General features: G+C 52.7%; 10 protein-coding genes. 7 read left to right on the forward strand and 3 right to left on the reverse strand.

Annotation, left to right across the window (positions count from 1 at the left end; genetic code table 11):
• Positions 1–84: 84 nt before the first annotated feature.
• Both BM357_RS20820 and BM357_RS17865 read right to left on the reverse strand, forming a co-directional pair.
• Positions 85–504, reverse strand: a complete 420-nt coding sequence (locus BM357_RS20820) for an MFS transporter (protein WP_083430664.1) — start codon at positions 502–504, stop codon at positions 85–87.
• Between the two features lie 86 nt (positions 505–590).
• A complete protein-coding gene (locus BM357_RS17865) occupies positions 591–1,610 on the reverse strand; it encodes an alpha/beta hydrolase (RefSeq protein ID WP_083430665.1) in 1,020 nt (339 codons plus the stop codon).
• Positions 1,611–2,629: 1,019 nt separating this feature from the next.
• On the opposite strand from BM357_RS17865, the gene BM357_RS17875 reads away from it, so the two are divergent.
• The 4 genes from BM357_RS17875 (at position 2,630) to BM357_RS17880 (ending at position 6,078) form a co-directional block, all read left to right on the forward strand.
• Complete coding sequence (locus BM357_RS17875) at positions 2,630–3,667, forward strand: zinc-dependent alcohol dehydrogenase family protein (protein ID WP_074956665.1); 1,038 nt, start codon at positions 2,630–2,632, stop codon at positions 3,665–3,667.
• 434 nt (positions 3,668–4,101) lie between these two features.
• Positions 4,102–4,299, forward strand: a complete 198-nt coding sequence (locus BM357_RS19535; protein WP_139234788.1) for a hypothetical protein — start codon at positions 4,102–4,104, stop codon at positions 4,297–4,299.
• 342 nt (positions 4,300–4,641) lie between these two features.
• A complete protein-coding gene (locus BM357_RS20605; RefSeq protein WP_342741643.1) occupies positions 4,642–4,935 on the forward strand; it encodes a UbiD family decarboxylase in 294 nt (97 codons plus the stop codon).
• 3 nt (positions 4,936–4,938) lie between these two features.
• A complete protein-coding gene (locus tag BM357_RS17880) occupies positions 4,939–6,078 on the forward strand; it encodes a UbiD family decarboxylase (RefSeq protein ID WP_342741644.1) in 1,140 nt (379 codons plus the stop codon).
• A gap of 144 nt (positions 6,079–6,222) precedes the next feature.
• Here BM357_RS17880 and BM357_RS20550 read toward each other — a convergent pair whose 3' ends face one another.
• Positions 6,223–6,348, reverse strand: a complete 126-nt coding sequence (locus tag BM357_RS20550; RefSeq protein WP_281245620.1) for a hypothetical protein — start codon at positions 6,346–6,348, stop codon at positions 6,223–6,225.
• 418 nt (positions 6,349–6,766) lie between these two features.
• Here BM357_RS20550 and BM357_RS17885 point away from each other — a divergent pair, with 418 nt between their 5' ends.
• The 3 genes from BM357_RS17885 (at position 6,767) to BM357_RS17895 (ending at position 9,692) form a co-directional block, all read left to right on the forward strand.
• Complete coding sequence (locus BM357_RS17885; RefSeq protein WP_074956667.1) at positions 6,767–7,567, forward strand: DMT family transporter; 801 nt, start codon at positions 6,767–6,769, stop codon at positions 7,565–7,567.
• Between the two features lie 359 nt (positions 7,568–7,926).
• Complete coding sequence (locus tag BM357_RS17890; protein ID WP_074956669.1) at positions 7,927–8,325, forward strand: DUF7376 domain-containing protein; 399 nt, start codon at positions 7,927–7,929, stop codon at positions 8,323–8,325.
• Positions 8,326–8,513: 188 nt separating this feature from the next.
• A complete protein-coding gene (locus BM357_RS17895; RefSeq protein ID WP_074956671.1) occupies positions 8,514–9,692 on the forward strand; it encodes a class I SAM-dependent methyltransferase in 1,179 nt (392 codons plus the stop codon).
• The last annotated feature ends 50 nt before the right edge of the window (positions 9,693–9,742 follow it).

Genomic DNA, 9,742 nt, shown 5'->3' on the forward strand with positions numbered 1-9,742 from the left:
GCTCGCGTGACGTTTGGCGGCAGGCCAAGACGCCATACAACAGCATACAAACCAAGTGCCGTCGAATCTCGCAGAAAGACTCGTTCAGCAGACCCTAAGTAAACCGGCGACGATGGACCCCCGAAACAGGTCAGCGAATATCATAATCCTTCTTCTGTCATATGCATCCACTACGCTCCCAACGAATGGGGCAAGTAACGTCTCTGGCAAAAAGCTTACGATCAGGACCAGGCTAGACTGAACGGCAGATCCCGTATTTGTGTACACTACCCATGTAACTGTAATGTCATAAAACATGTCCCCGAAGTAAGAAATGAATTGTCCAATCCAAAAGTTTCTAAAAAATTTGTTGGATTTGATTAGAGAGACGTAATTCTTGAAGTTCAATACGTCTCCTCCTCTTTTCCGGAGAAAGCTGGTCGGTATCACGGACAGATGGCGTGAGTACCACAGCGACTGGCTGCACGCACATGGACAGCGGGCGTGCAGGGGATCAGTCAACATGTGACGGCTGTCGTGACGTAGGAATGAGCCATTTTCACTGTAACCGTCTTACAAGGGCATTCCTGCTGGGATCTTGCGTTTCACCGTCATACGGACGTTGTAAGAAACTGCTTCATCGCTGCCAGGGCTTCTTTCCCTTCTTCCTGATCTGAAAAAATCCCCAAAAATCCATGAATGGTGCCCTCAAAACGGATCGCCCGAACAGGCACACCCGATTCGTCAAGTCTGCGCGCGTACGCCTCTCCTTCGTCCCTTAATGGATCGTACTCTGCAGTAATGATCAGCGCAGGAGGTAAATCAGTCAAATCCGTGGCCTGCATGGGGGATACATACGGATGACGGGCCAAGTCAGCATTTTGTATGTACCATGACCAAAATTGACTGATGCCTCGTTCAGTCGTGAGATACCCTGAGCCACATTCAGCATAGGATGCATATTTCGTTGGAATGTGGGATTGGTAAAAATCCGTGTTCGGAGAAATCAATACCTGTTTACAAATGGAGGGACCTCCCCGGTCACGTGCCATCAATGTGACGACCGTGGCAAAGTTTCCTCCGGAACTGTCTCCTCCCACTGCAATCACCGAGGGGTTTACGTTCAAGTAAGAGGCATTTTCAGTGCACCATTTTGTCACCGCATAGCAGTCTTCGACTCCTGCGGGAAATGGATTTTCCGGAGCCAGTCTGTAGTCCACGGCAATCACTTTCCAACGTAACTCGTTTGCCAATCGACGACATATCACGTCATGACTTTCAAGGCTACCTATGCAAAAACCCCCACCATGAAAGTACAGAAGCAGTGGAAGTTGCGGTTGAGCATTTGGAGTGTAAATGCGGATAGGGATTGCCCTTTCGTGGGCGGGAATGGATATCTCTTCAACGTGCCAGACGTGAGGTCGCTGATGGACAGGAATCACTCTTGACATTTGGTGACGGCGTAACTCCATGACGTTTGATATGGGCGTAGAGTCTATTTTTGAAATTGACTCTAAAAAGGATTTCACATGCGGACGAAGTTCCATAAAGATCTCCTTCGAAATATGATTTATGGTCTGGCGAACATCGGGGCACATATGGGGTTGTGAAATGTTGACAATTCGATCCACTGATGCCGAGATCCCGCGCGACAAAACCGCAGCCGCTTTTCGACCACCTTACGCACTGCACGCGGGCTCACACAACGTTGCTTTGCCACTGCCTGGTACGTTCTACGCTTCTTCTCCCGATCGGCGTGCGCGGCTTGCGATTGCCGCGCTCGCATACCATACGCAGAATCGTCAATCCTCTTCTCCAATTTCTCAATGTCCCTTGTCATTCCTCGTTCAGAGGGACCGGCCGGCCGGATAGGAGATGTCCGCCGGCGCGCACATGGCATCCAACGGGAGCTTACCTTTGGTTCGCGATGAATCTGCGTCGCTATCCTGGGCTGGGAAGCGACTTTCACACCCGGAAGCGCTGAACTGGTATCACCTTGATCATCCGCGTCATCATCGCGTTCGGCCTACGCGATCGCGATCACGGTCCATTCGTTGACCTAACTCCACACGTCTGGACCCGGCCAAACCCAGACGGTCCTGGATGATGAGTGCATCAAGTGCCACACGGGCAGAATACGCTTGCTGTCCCTTCGTTCAGGGTTGAAATCGCTCTCCGTAGTGCTCTTCGACTTTCCATCGTGGAACAACTGGGCGGAGTTCATTCAGCGGTCTTCCTTGATCAACTTCCCACCAGACGGAAGGGAGAAGTCACCCGGAAGCGGCGTCTGTCGTTCGGTCGGTGCACCGGCAGCCTCTCAGCATACAAGCGATTGTGACGGAATTCACACGAAACCCACGTAGGAGACTTCGTCACGAGAGGCCAGTAATCCTTGTCGCGACTGATCTCTTTGGCCGTTCAGCAGCCCTGAATTGTAGTTGGAATTCGTACCAGAGCACAGAATCCGAGAAAAAATGCCGACGGCAACGGTAGTAAAGTTAAATAACGTAAACACATTTTTCATAAGCATCGCGGTATCATGGATACGCAGGCAGGACAACATGAATATGTCCTGGAGCATCAGGCCCATGGCACAACCTAATCATTCCTGGTGCACTCCAACATGTTCACACCATGAGGGGGTTCTGACATGAAGGCGCTCGTGTATCGCGGCCCTGTAAGGAAGGAATGGGCAGACAGACCTATGCCCACGGTTCAGGCACCCACGGATGCGGTGGTCAGGATTACGAAGACCACCATATGCGGTACGGACTTGCACATTCTAAAAGGTGACGTCCCAGAGGTTGTCGACGGACGCATCCTTGGCCATGAAGGTGTCGGAATCGTGGAGGAAGTGGGGGCTGGGGTCCGCAACTTCAAGGTTGGAGACCGGGTGTTGATTTCGTGCGTCACATCCTGCGGGAAATGCGAATATTGCAAGAAGGGTATGTACTCACACTGCGAAGACGGCGGCTGGATCCTGGGGCATCTGATTGATGGAACGCAAGCCGAATACGTGCGCATTCCACATGCGGACACCAGTCTGTATCCAATCCCGGAAGGCTTGGACGAAGAAGCACTCGTGATGCTGAGTGACATTCTCCCGACTGGTTTTGAAGTCGGCGTTCTCAAGGGAAAGGTTCAGCCGGGAGACTCGGTGGCCATTGTTGGCGCTGGTCCTGTCGGTTTGGCGGCGTTGCTCACGGCTCAGTTTTATTCTCCGGCTGAAATCATCATGGTCGACTTGGACGACAACCGTCTCGAAGTGGCACGTGCCTTTGGTGCCACGAAGACGGTGAACAGTTCACGCGGTAATCCTGTGGAAGCAGTTCTGGAACTCACCGAGGGGAAAGGCGTGAATGTCGCGATCGAAGCGGTTGGAATACCAGCCACGTTCGATATCTGTCAGGGTATCGTGGCAGTGGGCGGCCACATCGCCAACGTGGGCGTGCACGGCAAGAGCGTGAATCTTCACCTGGAGAAACTGTGGATTCGCAACATCACGTTGACCACGGGTTTGGTGGACACCTACTCGACGTCAATGCTGCTCAAAACGGTGATCGCCGGCAAACTTGAACCCAAAAAGCTCATCACCCATCGTTTCCCACTCTCTGACATCGAAAAGGCGTATGATGTCTTCGAAAACGCCGCGAAAGAACGAGCGCTAAAGGTCATTCTGTACCAATGATCACGCCACAGACATTGTGATTTGGCAAGGCATGAGGGGGATTTCCCAAGGTGGTGGTCCCCCTCAAGCAATCTTCGGGGGGACCTCTCCAACACTGGATGATGCAAGCTGTATTTCGGTTTTCGAACAGATTTCGGGCCGCTTGTTAATCACCCTTGTATGCGCCCCGCATCTTTTGCCGAGTAGGGGCAAATCCGTATCTCATGAATCGGAGTAGGTGTCTGTCATCCGCGAACATCACGGGCTCTTCCTGTGTCTGAGTGTCGCTGATCTTCGGGGTCTGGTGGCAACTCCTTCGTATACTCTTTGGAGTCGTACGTGTTATGCTTGTACAGTAATGGTGGAGTATTGTTCAGTACACAACGTGGTAAACGGCTCAACATGAATTGCATAATGTGCACTTTCACAAAAGGGGTCAATGGGACGTCCATCAGATGCAGTTTGTGCGAAATTTCGGCACTGAATATAATGAACACGAAAGGAGTTCGATTGAAATGACGATTTTCTATCCTTTGGGCGCTCTATTGAATCTCATCCTCGTGGGCGGTCTCATCGCCGGATTATTTTTTCTGATTAGAATGGCTGTTAAGTCAGCATTGAAATCCTATTTCAAAAATGAGCATAAAAAGTGAATACGATCACATGCCCCCTTGCTCATGTTGAAGTTCCACTCAAGTATGCCCTGGCTGTTCACTGGCTACTGCCACCCCTGCTATCTCCGTAGCAAACATAGTGACTTACACCACAAGGACTCCTTTAAACTTACATTCTCAAGCAAAAACAGGATAGGCGGAAACATATTCTTATACCGAAAACGATTCCTATAATGTGGGTTTCGTCGTGGGTAAGCTGACCCTTCTTCAGTCAGAATTTTACCGAGGGATCGCGCACGCTGTGCAACGGCTTCTCTATGGACTATACTTAATCGTTATACGACAAATGATGATTGTGTCACTTGAAGGGGATGGTGAACGTTGCCGAAAGATCTGCGAACATACCTTCAGCAACTGGTGGCGACCTATCCGGATCACCTCAAAGTCGTTGGTGACAAAGTCGATCCACGGTTTGGCATCACCGCTTTTGCGGCCCGGTTAGCGCAAATGAATCAGTTCCCGGCGCTTTTGTTCAAGAACGTAAAGGACTCCCCTCTGCCCTGCATATCGAATCTCTTGACGACATATGAACGCGTCGCGTTGTTTCTCGACTGTGCCGTGCAGGATATCCCCAAGGTTTATGGGGAAAGGTTGCGACAGCCCATCGCCCCGTGAATCGTGCCACGGGAAGAGGCGCCTGTCAAAGAGGTCGTTATCGGCGAGGCGGACGTAGACCTCAGTTACCTCCCGATTCCCACTCATAATGAATTAGACGGAGGTCCCTATTTGACTGCCGGCGTGATGGTCATCGCGGATCCGGAAACCCACGTTACCAACGCTGGAATTTACCGTCACCACGTATTCAGCAAGAATACGATGGGCGTTTGGTTTTTGGGTGCACACCATGGAGGATTGATCTACAAGAAGTATCAAAAGCTAGGAAAACCCGCCCCAATTGCCATTGCCATTGGCCATCATCCCGCTTTTGTGATGGGGGCAGTTTCGCGCTTGCAGGGGATCGGGGGCGAGTACGAAGCTGTGGGCGGGTTGCTTGGGGAACCTCTTGAACTGGTCAAGGCGGAAACGTCTGATCTGTTGGTCCCGGCCCGCGCGGAGATTGTCATCGAAGGCGAAATCTTGCCTGACGAACTCCATCCCGAGGGTCCGTTTGGTGAATGGCCAGGGCATTACTTAGGTGCAGATTCCGTACCGGTCATACGCGTGACGTGTATCACGCATCGGTCGAACGCGATTTTCCAAGACATCGTGGCGTCTGGCCGTGAGCACCTGATGGTAGGGGCCATTCCTCGAGCAGGAAGCATCTATCATGCGGTGAAATCGGTCGTCCCGAGCTTGAGGACTGTGAACGTCCCCGTGTACAGCAGAATGCACTGCTACTTGTCATTGTCAAAAGAACGCGATTCGGATGTCAAGAAAGCTGCGTTCGCAGCACTGAATACAGAACAGGAAAACTTGCGCGCCGTGGTCGTAGTCGATGACGACATTGATGTCTTTAACGGCGAACAGGTCGCTTGGGCCATCGGCACCCGGTTTGACGCTGCGGAAGACCTTGTCGTGATTCCAAAGTGGAATGGCCCTGGGGGGCTGTTGCCTACAAATTGGGAATCCCATGCTGACGGATCGCGCACGCCGAAGATGTCGAGTGCGGTGATCGTGGATGCGACAAAACCGGCTCCGCCAGTCCGGTTTCCAGAACGAACAAGGGTACCAATGGAACACGTGGAATCGGTGAAATTGGAGTTGTTGCAACCGTTCGCAGCCGAAGACAAGGAGCGATGGCTTGAACAAGCCACTTGAACCGTGCGACGGATCAAGAGGAACGCCACCATGAACGGCTTGGGGCGCACCGGCGTACGTTGTTCAGGTTCGAGATGAATCTGGTTTGACGTTGAGCAGGAATCCCCCGAATGAATCGGGGGATTCCTGCGTGAGACGGGTACCTCAGTAAACCGGTGTGGTGGTGCAGGTGCGCACATAACCAGACGGAATCAGCAGGATGAACAGCACGAAGATGATCAGGAACACCACTGCCCATCGGGTGAAACCACCGAACACGCCGTCGTACATGCGGGTCACTCCTTTCAACGGGTTACGATCCGGTTACGCCGATGCTCAATACGAAGCTCCGGAGTATCCGCCCGTGAACGGGACAAGAAGGATGAACAGCACGAAGATGATCAAGAACACGACTGCCCATCGGGTAAAGGGGCCAAAGCATCCGCCATCGTACATTCGGTATCACCTCCCCCCGAACCTAGAGTCAATGTAGTGTATGGAGGACGACCATTGGTGCGACGGCTTGTGTCATGGACAACGATTGCCCGTTTCCACCCAGGCATCAGGTCACCTGGACATTTGGTTCGGGAGACAGACGTGGGCGCACGGCGTATGGGAAATGACAGGGCAAGATTTGACAAGCCCGCAGTCAATCTTTCGTGGTACAACTGCATCAGGACTTGACATCTCCGAAAGGGAGAAATCACTCATGAAACCGAAAGACCTTCTGATGCTCTTGGCCTTGGCCGCGTTGTGGGGTGCATCGTTCCTCTTCATGCGCGTCGGTGCCCGTGACCTGGGACCGTGTGCACTGGCATTTCTTCGCGTGTCCATTGCTGGACTGGTGCTTTTGGGGTATGAGTGGATTCGCGGGCAGCAACCGGGGATCCTGCGGAAATGGAGGCCGTACCTGGTTCTCGGGGTGTTGAACGCCGCGATTCCGTTTTCCCTGATTTCAACGGCCGAGCTGTATATTCCCGCATCTTTGGCGGCGATCTTGAACGCGACCACGCCGCTGTTTACCGCCTTGGTTGCTTGGATGTGGGTCAAGGATCCGCTCACACCCAAAAAAATCGCGGGGATCCTCCTCGGAGTCGCCGGTGTGGCCATCTTGGTAGGGTGGGAGCCTTCCGGGAGTGGAGACCGACTGCTCGTCTCAGCTTCGCTGTCGCTTGTTGCCGCCATCTCATACGCCGTCGCGGGTGTATATTCGTCGAAGGCGTTCAAGGGAGAGAAACCCATGCATGTGTCGATTGGACAGCAGATGGGCGCAACCATCGCCCTGATTCCGGCAGCCGGCTTGACATTTCCACAAAGCACCATGAGCAACGCTTCCATCCTGGCTGCCCTTGGCCTGGCGATATTCTGTACAGCTTTGGCCTATCCTCTGTACTTTGCGCTCATTCGTAACGTGGGTCCAGTCAAAACACTCAGCGTCACCTATCTGACTCCCGTCTTTGGTATGTTTTGGGTGCTGTATGGATGGGGGAGAACATCACGGTCAGCATGATCGCAGGTCTCATCGTCATCTTGCTCAGTGTCACGTTGGTGATGAACGTTTCGCTACTTGGCAAACGATCCCGTGTGATGGGGGCAGCGCGATCGGCAGCAGCCTCTCCAGGTAGCGACGAATGTCATCCGTGAACTATCTGATGAGATCAGGGTCCCATTCAGCTGTTGTACGGGCGCTCTGGGTCATTTGGAATCTCTTCACGAGTGAAGGACACGGCGAGCGAAACACGTTGCCAAAGGCCATGGATACACAAAGAAGACACAAGAAAACGCGGCCGCCACGGGCCCCGTTTGTGGTGCTGTACGGACAGTTCCGCACATAGGATGTACAGGTTCGTCATGAAAGGAGGACTGTCCGTGGCGGGGGTTCGAGCAGACATACAGGTGGCGGTAGACCAGTACTTGGAGTTGTACGCAGAGGCGAAGAAGATGGAGAAGAAACTCGAGGCGCTGCGACAAGTGATTGAGGCGTATATGAAAGAGAACGGGCTGGACCAGGTGGAACATACGGACCGACGTGGGCACATTCAACTCATCGTACAACAACGTCCCATCACGACGTCCAGGTACACCACTTACGACGCCGCAGAGATTTCCAGTTTGTTACCACCGAACGTCCGCAAGAAATGCATCGTTGAGGTGATCGACAAAGACAAGCTGGAGGCTTTGGCGAAGTTGGGAGAAGTGTCTGCGGACGTATTGTCCCGCAAACAAACAAACTCCTCTGTCTCCTGGGTTGTGCGATATCAGAAATAGTGGGTGCACCGCCGTCCGACACGTTTGTACGGCTGGCGGAGACGCCGACAATCCCGTTCGTGACGAACGTCCAATTATACTGAAGCGCGGCTGTCGGCGGTTTGCAGAAACGGATCCCTCTTCAATCGGGTTAGCAGGAGTTTGATCTTAGTTGTCGAAATTTTTAAATCGACGGGAGGTGTCGTTGGGTGATCAATCAACTGGATCTTGACGTTCTGATTGAAACAGGGCGAACCATGATTCGTGACGGTATCGTCATTGCGCCCTGGTTGACGTGGGGAACAGGGGAGCACCGAATCTCTATCAACTTGCTGACCACTATCAGAACTTGGGCCAGACAATTCGCAGCTCAACACTGGCGAGCTGACTGGACGATGGAGCTATTGGGGGATTACCCGATGGATGTGGAGAGAGCTGCCGAGGCTTGCCGTGAGGCCGTCTCGAGTACAGCCGTATATTTGTGTCATCTGGAACTGGGGACGTTAACGGTTACAGAAGAAATGGTGAGCGTGGCACAGCGGTTGACGGAAAATTTCGTTGAAAAAGTTGGCCTGCATCGTTTCGTCCCATTTCATTTGCTCACGATTCTGTACGATGACCTTCAGAGTCTTCAGTATTACGGATCGATACACGTGGACGACTTTCTGAAAGGAGATATCCATCGGCCATGGAGCACCGATACAGTAACACGCGAATTTGAACAGGCGGTGGCGTCACGCCTGGTGGCTGTGCGCGACGGATTTGTCGAACTCACCCCTCGCGGCCACGACGTATTGCAAATTATCACGCGGATATTGAACGAGTCCGGGTTCTTAAAGTTCAGGTCTCGTCTGATTCGGCTCAACAACTTCAACACGCTAGAGGATGTTCAGTCCATCATGGATATCCTTTTTCGGGGTTCTGTCGACTTTCGGAAGTGGATACTCGACCTGTGCCAGATCCAGCCGGGGATGAGCGTTTTGGAGTTGGGATGTGGCACGGGCGCCCTCACGTTTGAAACGGGGCTATTTCAGGCGGTCGGATCGAATGGCCGTCTGGTTGCCACCGATCCTTCTACGAGCATGTTGGCGACGGTCAGACGAAAACGTGAGGCGCTTCATGCCGATTGGGTGGAAGTGGTCCATGCGAAGGCGGAGCGTTTGCCATTTGCGGATAACACGTTTGATGTTGTCACGGGAAGTGCATTTCTTCATCTGACGAACATCGAAGAATCGGTGAAAGAAATTGCCCGGGTGTTGAAGCCCGGAGGCACATTCGTGACAGGGTATCCATTGCACTTTCCCGTGTGCAGTGCGTTTTTTGTGGAATGGTTTGAACCCCTGGTTAAAGTCTCAAGTAGTGGTGTAAAATCCGTCGTTCACAATTGACGACGAAGCCACCGTGCGTGTCTACTAGAAAGTGACGCAACCAACTAGTA

Source organism: Paenalicyclobacillus macrosporangiidus, from assembly GCF_900116805.1.
In the GTDB taxonomy this organism is placed as follows: Bacteria; Bacillota; Bacilli; order Alicyclobacillales; family Alicyclobacillaceae; genus Alicyclobacillus_H; species Alicyclobacillus_H macrosporangiidus.